Annotated in this window: 19 protein-coding genes; 9 read left to right on the top strand and 10 right to left on the bottom strand. The window is 47.4% G+C overall.

Annotation, left to right across the window (positions count from 1 at the left end):
• Positions 1 to 168: 168 nt before the first annotated feature.
• Both PCI15_RS21320 and serA read right to left on the bottom strand, forming a co-directional pair.
• A complete protein-coding gene (locus tag PCI15_RS21320; protein ID WP_271271914.1) occupies positions 169 to 390 on the bottom strand; it encodes a hypothetical protein in 222 nt (73 codons plus the stop codon).
• A 362-nt stretch (positions 391 to 752) separates the two neighbouring features.
• Complete coding sequence (serA, locus tag PCI15_RS21315; RefSeq protein ID WP_271271913.1) at positions 753 to 1985, bottom strand: phosphoglycerate dehydrogenase; 1233 nt, start codon at positions 1983 to 1985, stop codon at positions 753 to 755.
• Positions 1986 to 3208: 1223 nt separating this feature from the next.
• Between serA and PCI15_RS21310 the strand changes: the two genes are divergently transcribed.
• From PCI15_RS21310 to PCI15_RS21290, 5 genes are all read left to right on the top strand, one after another.
• Entirely contained in the window at positions 3209 to 3832 is a 624-nt protein-coding gene (locus tag PCI15_RS21310; protein ID WP_271271912.1) for an ankyrin repeat domain-containing protein, read from the top strand.
• 167 nt (positions 3833 to 3999) lie between these two features.
• Positions 4000 to 4398, top strand: coding sequence for a hypothetical protein (locus PCI15_RS21305; RefSeq protein ID WP_271271911.1), 399 nt, complete (start codon positions 4000 to 4002; stop codon positions 4396 to 4398).
• 54 nt (positions 4399 to 4452) lie between these two features.
• Positions 4453 to 4947, top strand: coding sequence for a DinB family protein (locus tag PCI15_RS21300; protein WP_271271910.1), 495 nt, complete (start codon positions 4453 to 4455; stop codon positions 4945 to 4947).
• A 567-nt stretch (positions 4948 to 5514) separates the two neighbouring features.
• Positions 5515 to 7188 carry an AAA family ATPase gene (locus PCI15_RS21295; protein ID WP_271271909.1) on the top strand — a complete coding sequence of 558 codons (1674 nt, stop codon included), beginning with the start codon at positions 5515 to 5517 and terminating at the stop codon, positions 7186 to 7188.
• A complete protein-coding gene (locus PCI15_RS21290) occupies positions 7181 to 8242 on the top strand; it encodes a hypothetical protein (protein ID WP_271271908.1) in 1062 nt (353 codons plus the stop codon). The genes PCI15_RS21295 and PCI15_RS21290 overlap by 8 nt, the downstream gene beginning before the upstream one ends.
• Before the next feature lie 145 nt (positions 8243 to 8387).
• Here the strand turns inward: PCI15_RS21290 and PCI15_RS21285 are convergent, their stop codons facing one another.
• On the bottom strand, positions 8388 to 8636 hold the full coding sequence (locus tag PCI15_RS21285) for a hypothetical protein (RefSeq protein WP_271271907.1): 249 nt from the start codon (positions 8634 to 8636) through the stop codon (positions 8388 to 8390).
• Positions 8637 to 8869: 233 nt separating this feature from the next.
• On the opposite strand from PCI15_RS21285, the gene PCI15_RS21280 reads away from it, so the two are divergent.
• Together PCI15_RS21280 and PCI15_RS21275 are read left to right on the top strand one after the other, a co-directional pair.
• Positions 8870 to 9280 carry a hypothetical protein gene (locus PCI15_RS21280; RefSeq protein WP_271271906.1) on the top strand — a complete coding sequence of 137 codons (411 nt, stop codon included), beginning with the start codon at positions 8870 to 8872 and terminating at the stop codon, positions 9278 to 9280.
• A 103-nt stretch (positions 9281 to 9383) separates the two neighbouring features.
• The gene (locus PCI15_RS21275) at positions 9384 to 9632 is read left to right on the top strand and encodes a CopG family ribbon-helix-helix protein (protein ID WP_271271905.1); all 249 of its coding nucleotides are present in this window, start codon (positions 9384 to 9386) and stop codon (positions 9630 to 9632) included.
• Between the two features lie 91 nt (positions 9633 to 9723).
• Here PCI15_RS21275 and ppnP read toward each other — a convergent pair whose 3' ends face one another.
• The gene (gene ppnP, locus PCI15_RS21270; RefSeq protein WP_271271904.1) at positions 9724 to 10005 is read right to left on the bottom strand and encodes a pyrimidine/purine nucleoside phosphorylase; all 282 of its coding nucleotides are present in this window, start codon (positions 10003 to 10005) and stop codon (positions 9724 to 9726) included.
• A gap of 249 nt (positions 10006 to 10254) precedes the next feature.
• Here ppnP and PCI15_RS21265 point away from each other — a divergent pair, with 249 nt between their 5' ends.
• Entirely contained in the window at positions 10255 to 10917 is a 663-nt protein-coding gene (locus tag PCI15_RS21265; RefSeq protein ID WP_271271903.1) for a fumarylacetoacetate hydrolase family protein, read from the top strand.
• 201 nt (positions 10918 to 11118) lie between these two features.
• Positions 11119 to 11532, top strand: coding sequence for a CopD family protein (locus PCI15_RS21260; protein ID WP_271271902.1), 414 nt, complete (start codon positions 11119 to 11121; stop codon positions 11530 to 11532).
• 16 nt (positions 11533 to 11548) lie between these two features.
• On the opposite strand, the gene PCI15_RS21255 is transcribed toward PCI15_RS21260, so the two are convergent.
• From PCI15_RS21255 to PCI15_RS21230, 6 genes are all read right to left on the bottom strand, one after another.
• The gene (locus PCI15_RS21255) at positions 11549 to 12178 is read right to left on the bottom strand and encodes a ubiquinone biosynthesis accessory factor UbiJ (RefSeq protein WP_271271901.1); all 630 of its coding nucleotides are present in this window, start codon (positions 12176 to 12178) and stop codon (positions 11549 to 11551) included.
• A 4-nt stretch (positions 12179 to 12182) separates the two neighbouring features.
• Entirely contained in the window at positions 12183 to 12944 is a 762-nt protein-coding gene (ubiE, locus tag PCI15_RS21250) for a bifunctional demethylmenaquinone methyltransferase/2-methoxy-6-polyprenyl-1,4-benzoquinol methylase UbiE (protein ID WP_271271900.1), read from the bottom strand.
• 136 nt (positions 12945 to 13080) lie between these two features.
• The gene (locus tag PCI15_RS21245; RefSeq protein WP_271271899.1) at positions 13081 to 13455 is read right to left on the bottom strand and encodes a gamma-butyrobetaine hydroxylase family protein; all 375 of its coding nucleotides are present in this window, start codon (positions 13453 to 13455) and stop codon (positions 13081 to 13083) included.
• 63 nt (positions 13456 to 13518) lie between these two features.
• A complete protein-coding gene (hslU, locus tag PCI15_RS21240) occupies positions 13519 to 14847 on the bottom strand; it encodes an ATP-dependent protease ATPase subunit HslU (RefSeq protein WP_271271898.1) in 1329 nt (442 codons plus the stop codon).
• A gap of 21 nt (positions 14848 to 14868) precedes the next feature.
• Complete coding sequence (gene hslV / locus PCI15_RS21235) at positions 14869 to 15402, bottom strand: ATP-dependent protease subunit HslV (RefSeq protein ID WP_205659894.1); 534 nt, start codon at positions 15400 to 15402, stop codon at positions 14869 to 14871.
• 150 nt (positions 15403 to 15552) lie between these two features.
• Positions 15553 to 16275 carry an SPOR domain-containing protein gene (locus PCI15_RS21230; protein WP_271271897.1) on the bottom strand — a complete coding sequence of 241 codons (723 nt, stop codon included), beginning with the start codon at positions 16273 to 16275 and terminating at the stop codon, positions 15553 to 15555.

Here is a 16275-nt window from a genome sequence, read left to right as displayed (position 1 = left end):
TCTGGGTGTTTACAGCGGAACGGCCAGACATCATTGCTGGCCGTTTTTGTGTATTTAATGAACGGAATGAACGGCGTTGGAGGGAGCGTTATGACAGGGCGTAAGAAACACTGCCGATTATATCAGCGGATAAAAAAACAGCCTGCGGGGCAGGCTGACTTTCAGTGATCAGGCGGTCTTTGCATCGTGCTGATGGATATCGTCTTCAGCAGGCTCCATCACACTCCACTGATGTGGTACATGTGAAAGCCGGATCAGGTGCTTACAGGCCTGGCACTCGTAAATGGTGTCATTGAACACGTGGTTTCTTTCAACCAGGTTCTCGTGCAATGTAACCAGTTGGCGACGCACCAGTATGAAGCAGTCACTGCATAATCGCTTGTTTTCCATCTTACCTATCACTCCATCGATTCTTCATCGTGTCACTGTGCCGGCAAGTCCAATATGCAGCACATTTTTTCAGTCTCACACATAGAATAATATATATACAGTCGCGAGAAAATAAAAACTGCACATTAATTAATCATTAACTGCTTTATCGGCAGTAATGGCGGGGCTTTTAGGCAAATTTACAGTGCACAAAACCCACCGCGAAATGGCGCTGCCAACTTGGGTAATCAGGCTAACCAAAGTGGGTTTTTGTTGTGTTTCATGAACTTAAAATATACCCAGTGGCTGTTACTGGCTGAAATAAAAAAGCACTGCCTGAGCAGTGCTTTTTTGTTTGAAACAGGCCATCTGACGCCGTGGATTTATACCAGCCGGCGGCAGCGGATAGTGCCCGGAACGTGCTTCAGCTTGTACAGCGCCACGTCTGAACAGTCAGCATCCACCTCGATCACGACATAACCCACGTTCTCGTTCGTCTGCAGGTACTGACCGCTAACGTTGATGTTGTTCTCAGAGAACACTTCGTTGATCGCGGTTAGCACACCCGGCTTGTTCTCGTGAATGTGCAGCAGACGGTGAACATCCGGATGCTCTGGCAGGGCAACTTCAGGGAAGTTAACCGAGCTGACAGAGGTACCGTTATCACTGTACTTGATCAGTTTTTCAGCCACTTCATAGCCGATGTTTTCCTGGGCTTCCATGGTGGAGCCGCCCACGTGTGGGGTCAGGATCACGTTATCGAACTCACGTAACGGCGAGATGAACTCATCATCGTTGGTACGTGGCTCAACCGGGAATACATCAATGGCGGCACCCAGCAGGCGCTGTTCACTTAATGCACCGCACAGAGCATCGATATCCACAACGGTGCCGCGGGCCGCGTTAATGAAGATCGAACCGTGCTTCATCTCAGCAAACTGTGCAGGGCCCATCATATTTTTAGTAGCCCGGGTTTCCGGTACATGCAGGGAAATGATGTCACAGGTATTCAGCAGCTCTTTCATGCTGCCAACCTGTACCGCATTACCCAGTGGCAGTTTAGTCACGGTATCGTAGAAGAGTACTTCCATACCCAGTGACTCAGCCATCACACTCAGCTGTGAACCGATGCTGCCGTAACCGACAATGCCGAGTTTCTTACCACGGATTTCATACGAGTTTTTCGCCGACTTCTGCCATACACCCCGGTGGGCCTTAGCGCTCTTCTCCGGCACGCCGCGAAGCAGCAGGATGGACTGAGCAATTACCAGCTCGGCAACCGAGCGGGTGTTGGAATAAGGGGCATTGAATACCGCAACACCGCGCTGGATAGCTGCATTCAGATCAACCTGGTTGGTGCCGATACAGAAGCAGCCCACGGAGATCAGTTTTTCAGCAGCAGCAAACACTTTCTCAGTGAGCTGGGTGCGGGAACGGATACCGATAAAACGTACATCTTTAATACGTTCAATCAGTTCATCTTCCGGTAAGGAGCCGGTCAGATATTCAATGTTGGTGTAACCTTGCGCGTTTAGCGTATCCAGTGCGGACTGGTGGACGCCCTCTAACAGCAAAATTTTGATTTTGCTTTTATCCAGAGGTGTATGTTGGTTCATCTTCCGAAGCTCGTAGTATGTCTAATTGTGGGGTCTGACTGCTCAGTCTCGTGCCGAAACCTATGTAAACCAGTGTAGCTGACGGAATACATCAATCAGGGGGCGCATATTAGCATAAGTGTGTCGCTTTTGGATTGTTAGATGTTGTTCTGAGTGGAAAAAAATTCAATATATTATGAGAAGGCTTCATAAGGTGTTGATTGTTGGTAGACCTTAGAGTGAGTTGGGCAGGTAAATTCCATTATGTTGGTATTTAGGCAGGGGGGCAGTGAAAGAATAGGGCCGAACGGTTGAGGCCGAAGTTATCCGCTCTGTGTATAAGGTCCGGTATGTCGGATCATTTTATATGGCAGTGTTTCCTGAAGAGGTGCGTCGATGTACTCAAGGTCATAGCACTGATCCTTTTGAACTTTAGATAAATCGAAAGGATAGTTTGATCTAACGTAATGATTGTAATGTAATTTTATACGTTCATTGTCCACGTAGCCTCTGAGGATAGGTTTTTTACCTCCTCTGGTTTTTAACACATGAATACTTGTCACACAAAAGTTGCCTGACTTTTTATAGTCCAGATACGCATGGTTTTCGAAGTAATCCGTGTAGCCAATGTAGCTTGCTCCCAACAACAAAAGGATGCCAAACCATCTTTCACCTTTTCTAAAACAAAGAAATAGGCCTGCTATGGCCATAAATGTTGTAATACTGCCCACGTCTTAGCTTTCCTTATACATTCCTTGTTGATACGTGCATTACACATCCATTCTTGATGAATGATTCAACAGTACATCATCCCTTTGAAGACGTCATTAACACCCGGACTGCCTTGGGATCTATGACCTAAATGACTTCTGTTATGGCTACGAACCTCACTTCTTAAGTATCGAATAGGCAGTGCTGATAACCTAAGAGGGCGTTGGTTGGTTCGAAACAGGCTTTGAAGATAACAGGGTCTCTAGCGCTAGCGCATTAAATCAGATTTGTGACTACATGCTATGGACGGTTACAGCATCTACATTCACACCCAGAAACCTGAACGCAGATAGTAGAGGGTCAAGCAGGTGCGCTGGTGGATATTCGGCTCGGCCCTTAAATAAACAAAACCTGCCCCCGCGACTATGTACTTCAGGTAAGGCGTAAGGTCAGGCTGATCCGGTATATTCTTTGCCCCCTGATGCTTTATCTTTATGATGGCCGGGTTATTCATCAGAGTGCGGGCGTATTCAATGAAAGTGCCGTTGATTGTTATTGGTTTGTGCGTGTTAATCAGCCTTGTGCCCAGTGCCAGCCGGACTGTGGGTTTAGCGAGCGACGGCTATGGTCTGGTGACGTTAGCGGTCTTGAAGGGTGAAGAGTTTAGCGCGAACCCTTACGACGCCAACGGCTATCTGCTTAGCCCGGCTGCCGCCGTCTGGATGATGAAAACCTTTGATTACCCCTACGGGCGTTGCAGCCATTTATCGGAAAAAATCAATATTTGTGGTGCGCCCCTTGTTGCCTGGCAGGGGCGGATGCTGAACTCTATTGATGATGGCCAGCGCAGCGAAGGCGGGGCGTTAGCTGCCGAGGTAGACCGTGCCGAGCAACGTGCATATTCATTGCTGGCGGTGTTAATTGCCCGCGGGGAATCGGTTGATGCGCCACTGGATGGTTTTACACCGTTGCATCAGGCGGTACTGTTTAATAATCCCAAGTATTTTAAGCTGTTACTGGCGGCGGGCGCAGATCTGCAGGCAAGGCTTGATACACCTGATGCGGATTATCATGATCTGACAGTGGCTCAGTACATCCGCTTTCTTGAGGCTAAAGGGCTGAATGATCTGAGCGAACTGAAACGGCTGGCTGACTAAAAGCTCCTGTTCACAAGCCAGAAAAGTGCCGTGCCATTTCAAACCGTAATAGCAGCGGCCGTTATTATGGGGAAGCGCCGGGGCTGTCCTGTTAGCTTCGCCAGCCGGATCGGTTAACAGGCAAGGCCTGATCCGTTTTTCATCCATTTGCATACCGGAGTGAGCGAATGCCTGTTATAGATAAGGACGTTATCGAAAGAATCAGCCGGGAAACTGAAGCGGCATTGGTGAATAAAGATGAAGCAGGGTTATTAAAGTACATACATCCGACATCCTGTATCACCATTCAGGGTAAACGCGTGACCTATGACGAGTACCGCGGCCTGCTGAAGATGACGTTTCAGGCTCTGGAAACGGCCGATGTGAACAGCGAGCAAGTATCCCTGTTCGTAGATCACGACAGGAACATCGCAACACTGGAGACAAAAACCGTCGCCATCATGCGTATGATGGGAATGACGGTTAAAGATACCTCCCTGAACCGTACAACATACGGCGTGATTGATGGCGAGGTTAAAGTGATCGAATCAGAAGATACGGCGATCAGTTCTGAGGTGCTGGAATAAAACATCAGTGTCTTTCACGCCCGTCACTTAAGAGCGGCCAATAAGGTATTCAGGATGAAGATGATTATTGAAGCGATAAAGTTCAAGCAATGGGCTGACCAGCGTACTCTGGCGGCGATTGAACAGGTCGACAGCAACGCCTTTCCCCGCGAATACGCCTTTATGCTGCAGCAGATTAACCACATGGTGATCGTGCAGGACTTATTTCAGGCACGATTAACCGACTCTCCTGTGCCGCATAAGCACACCAATAGCGAAACAGTCCCCGCCTTTGAAACACTGAATGAAAGGCTGACAGCCTCGGGCCAGTGGTACCGGGAATACGCCAATACGTTGAGTGATGAAGCTGGGCAAAGGGTAATCGCATTCACCTTTGCTGACGGTAAGGCTGGCAAGCTATCGGTTGAAGAAATCCTGTTTCATATCGTTAGCCACAGCTCATATCACAGAGGCTCAATCGCCAACGCATTAGATCAGGCCGGTGTACCACATCCTGTGGACGGTTACGGCATCTACATTCACGACCAGGAACCTGCGCGCAGGCAGTAAGGCTTGTTGTGGGTGTGTTGGCGGTGGCTTGTCTCTGTCTTATTGGTTAAGGCAAAAGGCAAGACCTGACCCAAATCCTTCCCTGTGGACGGTTACGGTATCTACATTCATGAACAGGAACCTGAACACAGACACTAAGGCTTGTTGTGGGTGTGTTGGAGTGGAGTGGACTCTGCTTCGTTTGATTAGGTAAAAGGCAAGACCTGACCCCGTTCCCACGGAGAGTCGAATGACGCGCTTACCGTGGGGGGGCTTTCTGGCCGTACGTCCAAAATCTACGCTGAATACTATCTTTCTGATAGACATGAAATTGTCCTCATTATTCCATGCTGTATAGGTCAGGCTACCGGAAGTCGTAGCTGCGAGTTACCTATAAGAAAAATATTTGAATTAATCAGAATGATTTATGGGTGTTTAATTTTTGTACAACTCTGAGTCAATTGAAGGCTAACTGATACCAAGATGATACTGTTTTTTGAGGGAAAAAAGTGTTAGATGGAGGCGCGTAATTTAGGGTATATATTAGTTAAAACTTTGATAATAAACAGTAATATCAGGATAGGTTTAATGAAAGTTTGCTTTATTTGGGTAAGCAGTTTTAGAGAGTTCAGTGATTTTAGTGTTAATTTGTCTAGTGAAACTAGCTTTAAATATTGCAGTAAGTCAAGGAAATTAACAAAGAAAGATCAAGAAAGCTTATCAAGTGATTTTTTTGGTAATAACGTTGAAGAAGTAACAGGTATTATAGGTAAAAATGGGGTTGGTAAAAGTAATATATTAGAGCTTATTTGTATTCTGGCTAAAGGGAATAAATTAAAAATCAATAGTGATTACATATTTGTCATAAAAGTAAATGATAAATATTGTTGCTATCATTATTATAAGGATGGTAAATCATTAAAAGTTGACAGTGATGTAAGTGTTTCTGAGTATAATGGTAATATCGATAATCTAAAAGCAATATATTTTTCTAATGTTTTTGATGGAAGAAGACATAGCTTTGATCGAAGTGTATCTGATATATCTACTAACTCAATGAAAAAAAATTACGATCAATATGGCTTTTTTAATAAACAGATTTCATTTATATCTTCAAGATTTTTTAAAAAATTAGAAATTGATCTTCCAAGCTCAGTTGTTATTAGTTTAAATTACAGTGGTTCGATAAATTTACATCATAAAAGCTCATTGTTAGATGAATATACTGCCTATTATTTATCAGAAACTTATAAGCTTTTTGTTAATAGATTGAATAATTTAAAACCTGAAAGTAAATTTATAAATACTTTGAGATTAAAGTTTTATATATGGTTGATGAGTCAAATATCAAAAAATTCAATAATTGAAAAGGCAGTTCTAAAACAATTTTATGACTTAGTTGAAGAAGAATTATTTGATTTAAAGACAGATAGGTTTACTTATAATCTACTCTTCAAGGTTAAAATTGAAATTATTCCTTTGTTATATGAATTTGAGGAAAATGAAAGAGGCTCAGGTTTTATTGATGTAGATAAGATTTCTAGAATGATAAATTTTTTGATTCATATCAAGAGATCCTTTCCGAGCTCAATGATGACTCATTTTAAAGAAGGTGCTAGAGGTAAAGGACAAGATTATTATAGCTTAGAGTACTCTTCTCTTTCTTCAAAAAAGTTTATTAATAGAGTATCAGATATTTTTGGAAACATTAATATCCTCGGTATGGAATGGTCAGGTATTAGTTCAGGTCATAGAGCGTATTTGAATTTATTTAGTCTTATATATCATGAAATAAAAGTATCTAGAAGTGATCATATTTTATTATGTATCGATGAAGGTGACTTGTATTTGCACCCGAAATGGCAGATAGAGTTTTTTGATAGACTATTAAACTTCCTGCAAAGTGTGACAAAAAATAAAATACAGTTAATCTTAACATCGCACTCACCATTCTTGGTCTCTGATTTGCCAAATAATAATTTAGTTATTTTAAATAAATCTGAAAATACACAAAAAATAGAACAAGTTGATATAGGTTCAAATACATTTGGAGCTAATTTATATGATCTATATTCAAACGCTTTTTTCTTGAATAGCTCAAAAGTTGGATTGTTTTCATTTAAGAAAATACAAGAATTAATCGAGATTTTAGAAAAAGCAGAGTTAAACAGCCAGAATAAAGAGTATGCACGAAAAATAACACGTCAAATAGGTGATGAGGTTCTAAAATATAAGATAACAGGATTGATTAATAATGATTAATCTTAAGGATAAAATAAACTCAAGAAATGATCTTTTACTAAATGAAGTTCTTGAGTCTTATTGGAATGGTTTGAATAAAAAAACTGCTAAAGGAGATTATTATAGGAATTCTTTAATCTCTAAGTGTGAAAAAGTCCTAATAAAAATCAAAACAAAAAAGTATTTAAAGGATGTGGCAGATAATTGTAATGAAACAAGAAATAGACATAAGGGGCTGATTGAGTTTTTTATGGAGAGTAATCATAAAAACTTAAGCAGATTAATAAAAGGTAATCCCAATGAATTGTCGGTAATAAAAAATGAAATTTTAAAAATAATAAAGGAGGATGATGTTTGCTCTCTAATCAAAGGTCAGTATACACAAACTGAGTTTGGAAAGATTTTGTCTGAGGATATTTTTAGCTATAAGTCTTTTAGAAGTTCAAAGTTATGCAGGGATATTTTAGTAAGATTAGGATTTACCAGTGTTTCTTGCCCATATTGTAATTTAAATAAGTTAAGTGTTATCAATATAACTAACACCACATCAACAAGTCAGAAAAATAAAGCTTTATTAGATCTTGATCATTTCTATCCGAAAGTAATTCATCCATATTTTTCATTGTCATTTTATAATTTAATACCATCTTGCCATGACTGTAATTCTTCAATAAAAAAAGAAAAGAAATTTTCAATTGAAACTCATATAAATCCTTATCATGAATCTTTTGATGATATATATAAGTTTGAGTTATCATTAGATTCTTTACATAATAAAAAAGCTGAAAAGGTAGAGTTGAAAAAAATAACAAAGTTAAATGATAGCACAGCTAATGATTTATTGTTGTTAGATAGATATAATAATAATATCAGTGAAGTCGAAGGATTAGTTGATTTTTTTTACAAGAATCAACATAGTCTTCAAGGTGAAAATAAGGAGTATTTTATCGATTTATTAAGTAATGTAAGTAATGTTTTATTTGATAAAATGGATATTAATAAATTTTGTTATTCGAAAATTAAACGTGACCTTTTACGTCAGTTAGATATACATAACTTACTTGATATAAAATGATAAATTTCACAGGAGTTTTTTAAGAAATGATAAGAAAACAGATAATTCCTGTGATCAGATAATCCATTACGCTGCCTATGCGTTTCCATGTTTTGCATGCGCCCCGCTGGCTATTACTTTAGCCAGCGTTCCCTGATCCTTTGCGCTATCGAGTATTTGTCCCGGTTTCTCCGGTGCTATCTGCACCTTCTTCGAGCTCTGGGCTGGTTTGTTCTGTTTCTGGCTGTGTCTGGCCGAAGACGAACCACATTTTATATTGAGGGAATGCGGTAGTGATGAGATGAATGTGTTCTTCGTTGAAGCGCTGATTACCGTCCAGCAGGTTTTTAACCTTCTTACGGTCAAGTCCTGAGAGTTCTGAGAACTCTTTGTGTTTATAGCTTGTCTGGGTCACATGATTGACCAAAGCTATGAATCGCTCTCTCATCATAGAAAATAATCAGCTAAATAATAGCTACTTCGCATTGCTATCCATTTACTTGGTAGCTATTATTTGGCTAGTTTGCTATTGAGTTTACTATCAAAAAACGGTTTGATTACAACTCTATAGGCAACAGCATGGATGCACAAACGCCGGAACGATTTTTTTCAGCGTAAACAAGGCACTTACAGGGAGTTTCAACCGCGATGGAACCGCTCACACCTCCGCAGCAGTCTGCTGCACCGTATACCCGTAAACAGTTAATGGCACTTTCTGCCTTTATTGGCGGTTTGGCGATGCTCAGCTTCAGCCTGAACCGGCGCGGGGCGCATACAGTCTTTCACAGTACGGGGAATACCGTACGGTTACAGATTTTAAAGCCCGTACAGGGTGATGAATTACCGACGGATCTGGCAGGTGATCCTGCGCCTTTAGACAGCACCTATCAGAGGGGAGGGGATACCTGCCACAGTGCGGTGTATTTCGAGGGTGTGCTGACGGCTGATCTGTCTTATACACAGGCACAGGCAATGTTGCATGGCTGGAACGACTATCTAACTGAAGCAGATAAGAATATAGAGGCTTACCGTTGCCGCGAGGCAGACATTATTGGTTAGTGCCGGAGGCGGAGTTTCAGAGATGCTGTTAATACCGCTAAAGCAGGCAGCGAAAGTCATGTTTGCCATTGTTTAGGTTCGCAGAGAATTCCGGAGAATCGCCGTGTCTTTAAAAGCTATTTCAGTAACACTGGACGATGAAACCTTAAAGCGTATCGGGCAGATGGCAGCGGCAATGAGCAGGTCTCGTGAATGGCTGATGGCTGAAGCGATTAAGTTATACGTCGCAGGTGAAGGCCGGTTTGTTCTTGAAGTGGGGCAAGGTATTCAGGCTGCTGATGAGGGGCGTCTTATTGATCATGCAGATGTTAAAGCCCGATGGGAGTCTAAACGGGGAGTTAGTAGAGCCTGATCCTCCTTTTAAGGGGATGTGGGCTTTAGCAGGTTTGCTGCTAAGAAAACCGGCCCGCAGTATAGCGGACCGGCTCTTCAGCCAGAGTCGCTTAGCTGTAGTAGCACAGGTAGGCAGTTGGGGCTGCTACCTTCACGTCGAAAGACTGGTTAGCCGCAACGTTGAATTCGCTGCCGGAAGCGAATGTCTGCCATTCATCAGAACCTGGCAGTTTAACAATCAGTTCACCGCTCATGACTTTCATCAGTTCGTCCTGTGAGGTACCGAAGGTGTATTCGCCGGCGGCCATTACACCGGACGTTACCTGACCTTCACCGTTTTCAAAGCCGATAGATTTTACGGCGCCTTCAAAATATTCGTTTACCTGTAACATGGCGGTATTCCTGTTAATTAAATGTGGGCCAATAATAGGTATTCCAACCGGTGTTGTCACGGCTGAGTAGTGGCTATGTCGTGTTCGGCCCGGTTGTGGCCGGGCTGGCGATGGCGCGGCGGTTTTACTGGGGGCTTTTGCTGAGTGTTTTCTTGGCAGCTTTGGGCACTTGTATGACTAACTGTGCGTTGAGGTCTGTATAGGGGGGGAGTATGATCTTGGCGCATAAACAACAGAACGGGATTCACGATGCAATATAAACATCAGTACGTAGATGGTACCGCCGTTGATCTGCCGGTGGGTAAAGTGATCTGTGTTGGCCGTAACTATGCCGAACATGCCGCCGAGCTGGATAACCCGGTGCCCAGCCAGCCTATGTTGTTTATGAAACCTTCCACCGCGGTGGCCGATATGGCTGAACCGCTGGAAATTCCGCTGGATTACGGCGAAGTCCACTACGAAACTGAGATCGCGATTCTGATCGGCGAACCCCTGAAGAATGCCAATAAGTTTGTGGTGGAAGGGGCCATTGCCGGCATCGGTCTGGGGCTGGATTTAACCCTGCGTGACCTGCAAAGCAAGCTGAAAGAGCGCGGCTACCCGTGGGAAAAAGCCAAGGCGTTTGATGCCTCCTGCCCGCTGTCTGCCTTTGTGGAGCCGGCGGCGGTTGCCGATATTGATGATGTCAGCCTGAGCCTGACGGTGAACGGTGAGTTGCGCCAGGCCGGCAGCAGCCGCCTGATGGTGCATAAGATTTATGCCCTGATCGCCTACATGAGCCACCACTTTACCCTGTTACCCGGCGATGTGGTGATGACCGGCACGCCTGCCGGTGTCGGTGCCATTAACCCCGGTGACCGCTTGCTGCTTGAGCTGGCGGATCTGCTGCGGGTAGAAACCCATATTCTGTAAGTGTTGTCTGATCGGGACTGATATTAAATGTTGTGGATAAAGACTTTTCATATTCTGGCAATGACGCGCTCTTGAATCGGCATGGCCGGTATTTTTTATTTGGATTATTAACCGATGTTGTGGATTAAGACGTTTCACACTCTGGTAATGACGCGCTCTTGAATGAGCATGGCCGGTATTTTTTATTTGGATTATTAACCGATGTTGTGGATAAAGACTTTTCATATTCTGGCAATGACGAGCTGGATGGCTGGCATTTTCTACCTGCCGCGTATTTTTGTGCATTACGTGGAAGGCCGCGAGGCCGGTCAGGATGTGGCCCGGCTGGAGATCATGGCTGGCAAGCTGTATGGCTTTATGACCCTCATGGCGGTGTTCACGCTGGGCTTAGGTATCTGGCTGTGGCTGGGCTATGGCTTCAGCGGTGGCTGGTTGCATGCCAAGCTGACCTTTGTGCTGTTACTGATCGGCTACCATCTGTGGTGCCGCCAGTACCTGCAAAAGCTGCGTGCAGGCACGTTAAACCGCAGCGGGCGCTATTTCCGTTTATTCAACGAATTGCCGTTGCTGATCTTTATTCCAATTCTGATTTTTGTGGTGGTGAAGCCGTTCTGAGGCGTTGCCACAACGGTTAGCCGCGGCTGTCGAGTTTGCTCTGCAGCTGGGCAATGCGGGCTTCGATACGGTCCGTGCCCTGTCTTACCTTACCGACCTGATTCAGGAAATGCTCGATTTCCGGGCGGGTCGGTAACAGGTGTATTTCTTCTTTAAGATATTCTTCCAGATTCAGCTTCAGGCTTTGGCCTGCCTGCAGGTAGAAGTTGGCCTTGTAGCGGATAAAGGCGGCCAGCTGGCCAGCGGGTAAGTCGCCGATGATGCTGGCGAGAATGCCTTCCCAGTCCAGTGCGGCGTCTTTCAGAATGTTGGTGAAGCGGGTCGCCAGAGCGCTCTCGCCGCTGATGCGGATGCTTTTGCCGAACATAGCGTCCTGCTGGTCTTTACTGCTTAACAGGGTCAGAAAGTCACCACAGGTGCCGCTGAGGGTCACGTCGGCATCGTCCCGCTGCATCAGGTCCATTTGCAGGCCAGACGCGTGCGGCTGAATGGAGAGGTGCAGGTTGGCGTCGGTGAGTTCAACCGCAATGATCTTGCCGTTTAACCGGGCCAGCCGCCGGGCAATGTCCGGGTTGCGGCAGAGCAGCGGGTTTACCGCGGCTTCTGCCAGTGTCAGCAGGGTAGCGCCAAACAGTTCAGCAGCCATTGGCTTACGGCTTGATGCCGGTGTGCAGGGCAACGATGCCGCCGGTCATGTTCTGGTATTTACACTGTACCAGGCCGGCATTGGTCATCATGTCTTTGAGGGTTTCCTGATCCGGGTGCATACGGATGGATTCCGCCAGGTAACGGTAGCTGTCTTCATCGCCGGTGATCATCTTGCCGATTTTCGGCAGCAGGCTGAAGGAGTAGGTGTCGTACACTTTAGTCAGCAGCGGGTTTTCCGTTTTGGAGAATTCCAGCACCATCAGTTTACCGCCGGGCTTGAGTACCCGTGCCATGGAGGCCAGTGCTTTGTCTTTGTCGGTGACGTTACGCAGGCCGAAGGCAATGGTAATGCAGTTGAAGCTGTTGTCCGGGAAGGGCAGGGCTTCAGCGTTGGCCTGTACGAATTCAACGTTGCCGGTAATGCCACGGTCCATTAAGCGGTCGCGGCCGACTTTCAGCATGGAGTCGTTGATGTCCGCCAGAACCACTTTACCTTCGCTGCCCACCAGGCGGGAGAAACGCATGGTCAGGTCGCCGGTGCCGCCGGCAATGTCCAGTACCTGATGGCCACGGCGTACGCCGCTCTGTTCGATGGTCAGCTTTTTCCAGATCCGGTGAACGCCGCCAGACATCAGGTCGTTCATGACGTCGTATTTGCTGGCAACGGAGTGAAATACGTCCGCAACTTTGCCGGCTTTTTCGTCCACATTTACTTGTTCAAAACCAAAGTGTGTCTGGTCCTGGGATTTCTTCTGATCGGTCATGGCGGGCCTGTCTGAATAAAGCGCTTCTAATTAGGTGGGGATTTTACAGAGCTGTGTTGCGCTTGTCTTGGTTTATGTCAAAGGAGATGGGGAATTCTCCGGTGCGCAGTGGCACCGGAGGGGGGATCGTCAGCGTTCAGAGGCCGCGGGCGATCATATTGTTGTTGCGGGTTTCACCGGCGTCGGCGAGGTCCTGCAGGTATTTATCCCAGTAGGCCTGTTGATTAGTGCACAGTTCGTAGAGGTAGTCCCAGGTGTATAGGCCGCTGTCGTGACCGTCATCGTAGATGATCTTCAGGGCGTAGTTACCGCTGGGTTCAATGCCTTTAATGCCAACAAACTGCTTACCGGTTTGCAGCACTTCCTGACCTTTACCGTGGCCGCGCACTTCTGCAGACGGCGAGTGTACCCGCAGGTATTCGGCTGTCAGTTCATAGGTTTCACCGGGGTATATGAGTTCCAGCGTGCGGGACTTCTGATGCAGCTTTATATCTTGTGGGAATTTACTCATGGTCATGCTCCGGCAACCTGACCGGCGGGGCCGGTCAGGTTGCTGTGTGTTCAGGCTCTGGCGTTACAGGATGTAGTGACTCAGATCTTCGTTCTGGCTCAGTTCACCCAGTTGCTCGTCGACATAGGCCCGGTTGATTTCAATGGTCTGGCCGTCTTTGTCGGAGGCCGTGAAAGAGACTTCTTCCAGCAGGCGTTCCAGCATGGTGTGCAGGCGGCGTGCCCCGATGTTTTCGGTGCGTTCATTGATCTCGAATGCCAGCTCTGCCAGACGGTTGATGCCGTCTTCCACGAAGGTAACGGTCAGGCCTTCGGTGGCCAGCAGGGCGCGGTACTGTTCAGTCAGTGAGGCGCTTGGTTCGGTCAGGATGCGGCGGAAGTCGTCCGGCGTCAGGGCGTTCAGTTCAACGCGGATCGGCAGGCGGCCCTGCAGTTCCGGAATCAGGTCTGACGGCTTGGCCAGATGGAAGGCACCGGAGGCGATGAACAGAATGTGGTCGGTCTTGATCATGCCGTACTTGGTGGACACGGTGCTGCCTTCGATCAGTGGCAGCAGGTCGCGCTGTACACCTTCACGGGAAACATCTGCACCCTGGCCTTCACGCTTACATACCTTGTCGATCTCATCCAGGAAGACGATACCGTTCTGCTCAACGGCTTCAACGGCCATTTGCTTGAGGTCGTCGTCGTTGACCATTTTCGCGGCTTCTTCGTCAATTGCCTGTTTCAGGGCTTCTTTGACTTTCACGCGGCGCGGCTTGGCCTGGTTGTTACCCAGGTTAGAGAACATGCTCTGCAGCTGGTTGGTCATTTCTTCCATGCCCGGCGGGGCCATGATTTCCACGCCCATTTGCGGCTGGCTCAGTTCAATTTCAATTTCTTTGTCGTCCAGCTTGCCTTCACGCAGTTGCTTGCGAAACAGCTGACGGGTGGCGCTGTCCTGCTTTTCTTCCGGCTGGTCGAAGCCTGTCGGGCGGGCCGGTGGCAGCAGGGCGTCCAGAATGCGCTCTTCCGCGGCATCTTCTGCACGGAAACGGACTTTTTCCATTTCCTGTTCACGCAGCATGGTGATGGCGGTGTCCATCAGGTCGCGAATAATGGTTTCAACGTCGCGGCCTACGTAGCCTACTTCGGTGAATTTCGTCGCTTCAATTTTGATGAAGGGGGCGTTGGCCAGCTTGGCCAGACGGCGGGCGATCTCGGTTTTACCGACACCGGTCGGGCCGATCATCAGAATGTTTTTCGGGGTTACTTCAACGCGCAGCTCGGCATCCAGCTGCATGCGACGCCAGCGGTTACGCAGGGCGATGGCAACGGCGCGCTTGGCGTCGTCCTGACCGACGATGTGGCGGTCCAGTTCGTGAACAATTTCGCGGGGGGTCATGTTAGACATTATAAAAAGCTCCGGCGTCGCTTAAGCAGTTTCTGCTTCAAGCTGTTCGATAGTCAGGTTGGCGTTGGTGAATACGCAGATGTCTGCGGCGATCTGCAGGCTTTTTTCAACGATGTCACGGGCGGGCAGTTCGGTGTTGTCGACCAGTGCACGGGCGGAGGCCAGTGCAAAGTTGCCGCCGGAACCGATGGCGATGACGCCGTCTTCCGGTTCGATGATGTCGCCGCTGCCGGAAATCAGGTAAGTCTTTTCTTTGTTGGCAACCAGCATCAGCGCTTCCAGTTTGCGCAGTACGCGGTCGCTGCGCCATTCGCGGGCCAGATGAACCACTGAATTGAAGATGTTGCCCTGGTGTTTGTCCAGCTGCTGCTCGAACAGATCCAGCAGGGTGATAGCGTCGGCTGTGCTGCCTGCGAAACCGGTAATTACCTGATGCTTAGGTAACTGGCGTACTTTACGGGCGGTCCCTTTCATTACGGTGTTGCCGAGGGATACCTGGCCGTCGCCGCCGACAACAACCTGGTTGCCGCGTCGTACTGATACTATGGTGGTCATGGGTAAAATAAAGTCCCGTATCGGTTCGTGATTGACTATCAATATGGGACTGGATGGGGATATTTCAATAGGTGGCGGCCAATTAAGCAGATAATTGGCCGCACTCAGACACGTGGCTGATTGTTTTTAAGCCGGCGCATGGAGCGCCGGTTATTTGGCAACCCGCAGTAACGGGTCGATGTTCATCCGCACCAGCTTGTCCTGGGCTTTGTTCAGCTGCAGGCGGCTGTCGAACGGGCCGGCCAGTACCTGATGCCAGAGGCTGCCGTCGCTGTTGGTCACCTTGCGGGTGTGCACGTTGGGCAGGCCCTGAATGATCAGTTTGGCGCGCATCTGTTCGGCATCCTGCGCACTGCGGAATGAGCCGGCCTGCAGAATATATCGCTTCTTCAGCTTTTCTGTTTTCGGCGTGGACTTGTAGGTACCGGCATTGCTGGTATCCACTTCGCTTTCACGCAGCATTTCGTAGAATTCGTAATGCTCGCTGCTCTTGTCCGTTACCTGTACCCCGGAGTTGCTGCTGTCAGATTTTGGCGCTGGTTTGGCCGCCGGTTTAGGGGCTGGCTTAGGCGCAGGTTTTGCCACTTGTTTCTGAACAGGCTTAGGGGCAGGTTTGGGTGCCGGTTTGGTGGTTCTTGCCGGAGCTGCCGTGGCATTTTGTGCCTCGGCCTGCGGATCAGGGGTTACCTGAGTCAGTTGCCACAGGGCATAGCCGAATCCGACCAGAAAGACGGTGCTGAGCAGTACCCGGATCAGCGGGAAACCGGATTTAGGCTGCGGTGCCGGTCTGGCCGGTGCAGCTTTCTTCCGCGGGGCGCGGCTGGCAGCCGCTTTACCCCGTGGCTTTTTCTTGGCGTAGTCCCGCGGTGCCAT

The sequence above is a fragment of the Aliamphritea hakodatensis genome (genome assembly GCF_024347195.1).
Taxonomy (GTDB): domain Bacteria; phylum Pseudomonadota; class Gammaproteobacteria; order Pseudomonadales; family Balneatricaceae; genus Amphritea; species Amphritea hakodatensis.
The sequence above is the reverse complement of the archived record's forward strand: the minus strand, read 5'-3'. Positions and strand labels throughout refer to the sequence as shown.

Excerpts from the sequence above, each read along its gene's own strand:
- PCI15_RS21290 (WP_271271908.1), top strand. The coding sequence starts at position 7,181 with ATGATTAATCTTAAGGATAAAATAAACTCAAGAAATGATCTTTTACTA.
- hslU (WP_271271898.1), bottom strand. The coding sequence starts at position 14,847 with ATGTCTAACATGACCCCCCGCGAAATTGTTCACGAACTGGACCGCCAC.
- PCI15_RS21320 (WP_271271914.1), bottom strand. The coding sequence starts at position 390 with ATGGAAAACAAGCGATTATGCAGTGACTGCTTCATACTGGTGCGTCGC.
- PCI15_RS21300 (WP_271271910.1), top strand. The coding sequence starts at position 4,453 with ATGAAGATGATTATTGAAGCGATAAAGTTCAAGCAATGGGCTGACCAG.
- serA (WP_271271913.1), bottom strand. The coding sequence starts at position 1,985 with ATGAACCAACATACACCTCTGGATAAAAGCAAAATCAAAATTTTGCTG.
- PCI15_RS21260 (WP_271271902.1), top strand. The coding sequence starts at position 11,119 with ATGTTGTGGATAAAGACTTTTCATATTCTGGCAATGACGAGCTGGATG.
- PCI15_RS21295 (WP_271271909.1), top strand. The coding sequence starts at position 5,515 with ATGAAAGTTTGCTTTATTTGGGTAAGCAGTTTTAGAGAGTTCAGTGAT.
- PCI15_RS21255 (WP_271271901.1), bottom strand. The coding sequence starts at position 12,178 with ATGGCTGCTGAACTGTTTGGCGCTACCCTGCTGACACTGGCAGAAGCC.
- ppnP (WP_271271904.1), bottom strand. The coding sequence starts at position 10,005 with ATGTTACAGGTAAACGAATATTTTGAAGGCGCCGTAAAATCTATCGGC.
- PCI15_RS21265 (WP_271271903.1), top strand. The coding sequence starts at position 10,255 with ATGCAATATAAACATCAGTACGTAGATGGTACCGCCGTTGATCTGCCG.
- PCI15_RS21230 (WP_271271897.1), bottom strand. The coding sequence starts at position 16,275 with ATGGCACCGCGGGACTACGCCAAGAAAAAGCCACGGGGTAAAGCGGCT.
- hslV (WP_205659894.1), bottom strand. The coding sequence starts at position 15,402 with ATGACCACCATAGTATCAGTACGACGCGGCAACCAGGTTGTTGTCGGC.
- PCI15_RS21245 (WP_271271899.1), bottom strand. The coding sequence starts at position 13,455 with ATGAGTAAATTCCCACAAGATATAAAGCTGCATCAGAAGTCCCGCACG.
- ubiE (WP_271271900.1), bottom strand. The coding sequence starts at position 12,944 with ATGACCGATCAGAAGAAATCCCAGGACCAGACACACTTTGGTTTTGAA.
- PCI15_RS21310 (WP_271271912.1), top strand. The coding sequence starts at position 3,209 with ATGAAAGTGCCGTTGATTGTTATTGGTTTGTGCGTGTTAATCAGCCTT.
- PCI15_RS21280 (WP_271271906.1), top strand. The coding sequence starts at position 8,870 with ATGGAACCGCTCACACCTCCGCAGCAGTCTGCTGCACCGTATACCCGT.
- PCI15_RS21305 (WP_271271911.1), top strand. The coding sequence starts at position 4,000 with ATGCCTGTTATAGATAAGGACGTTATCGAAAGAATCAGCCGGGAAACT.